This is a genomic window from Haloquadratum walsbyi J07HQW2 (assembly GCF_000415985.1).
Taxonomy (GTDB): domain Archaea; phylum Halobacteriota; class Halobacteria; order Halobacteriales; family Haloferacaceae; genus Haloquadratum; species Haloquadratum walsbyi_B.
The window spans coordinates 3,376,923-3,378,281 of record NZ_KE356561.1; the positions used below are offsets into that span (position 1 = coordinate 3,376,923).

2 protein-coding genes are annotated in these 1,359 nt (G+C 51.4%); both read right to left on the reverse strand.

Translation table 11 applies throughout. The annotated features are described in order from the left end of the window. Positions 1-216: 216 nt before the first annotated feature. The gene (locus J07HQW2_RS19665; RefSeq protein WP_343122488.1) at positions 217-567 is read right to left on the reverse strand and encodes a transposase; all 351 of its coding nucleotides are present in this window, start codon (positions 565-567) and stop codon (positions 217-219) included. Between the two features lie 33 nt (positions 568-600). Continuing rightward, on the reverse strand, positions 601-1,137 hold the full coding sequence (locus J07HQW2_RS19670; protein ID WP_021056636.1) for a hypothetical protein: 537 nt from the start codon (positions 1,135-1,137) through the stop codon (positions 601-603). Positions 1,138-1,359: the final 222 nt, after the last annotated feature.

Here is a 1,359-nt window from a genome sequence, read left to right on the forward strand (position 1 = left end):
GCTTGGCTTGGCTTCCCTTGCTCTCACGCGGGCTTCCTGTTTCGACGACGGTCTTTGCAGGGACTGATTCACTGCGAATCTTCCCCGTATCCGTATCCGTCCCGTAGGGAGACTAGTCTCCATCAGGCGTTCTACGGTGGGCTGTCCCAGTCCCAGCCCTCACTTCACCTCACCTCACCTATCGTATCGCCAAGCAACTCCACACCACTCTACTCTCTAACACGGTAATACTACCATTCCAATCCCTGTCCCTGTCCCTGTCCAGTTCAACACCACATGAGAGACAAGAATGCTCTCTAATTCACATAGGCTTGTCGGATTCGACACCACACCACACCCAAAACATTCCTTCGATGTGCCCGCTGGTTTAAGCTTCTCAACATAACAACCATTCAACTCAGCCTTGTATTCAAGCAATCGGATGAACTGGCTCCAAGCTGAATCCTGCTTATTCCGAGCGTTGTGTGACTGTTCCAACATCGGCTTCACATCCAAGTCTGAGTCCTCGACACAGACAGCATCAGACTCTGTGGTCAGCCAAGAGGGGAGTTTGTGCTGGAAATCCAGTCCAGTACCTTACGTCGAATATGACACTTAATCTTAGCAACCCGCTTCCGCTTCCGCTGTTTTTGCCTGTTGGTCGAACCGGTCTGGTCTGCTTCCGGGTCCGGGAGAGCTTTCGCTGTTCTCTTTCCAGCCGTTCGGACTGGTCTGGTAACTCGAGTCCAGTCCAGTCCAGTCCAGTCCATCCACGGAAACTCCGTCTCCGTCACTCGTGTGGAGAGAGTTGAGAACCACAAGCCAAGCCAAGCCAAGCCAAGCCAAGCCAAGCCAAGCCAAGCCAAGCCAAGCCAAGCCAAGCCAAGCCAAGCCAAGCCAAGCCAAGTCGATTCCGACACAGTCGTCGGATTCAAGCTCTTCGGCAGGTGTTTTCTCTGGAACTCGCTTGTCTTCCACTTCGACAGAAAGCGAGAGCGAGACATACCAGTCACCTGTTGTCTCTGTTTTCACGGTGGCTTCTTTAATTGTGGCGTGGTCTGGCACAGGTCGATGATAGCGGATTGGAATATTTCCTCTCTTGGAGAGCCAGAGTGAGAGTGAGAGTGTCGCGTTATTCGTTATTCGTTTTTTGACCACTCGTACTCGTGTGTGTGAGTTCGAAGCCAGACTGCGAATACGTGATACTCTGATACTCTCGTACTCTCGTGAGGACTTCCACTTCTACTCTAGCTCACCTATCTTGTAGCCTTTTTTTGTTTCTGTTGACTGAGATTAGACAGGTTGTCAGAGAATCGTTCGACGGTTTTCTGAACTGCTGTGGAGTGAACCCTGCTCAAGAGTGAGAACTCTTCTGTCCAG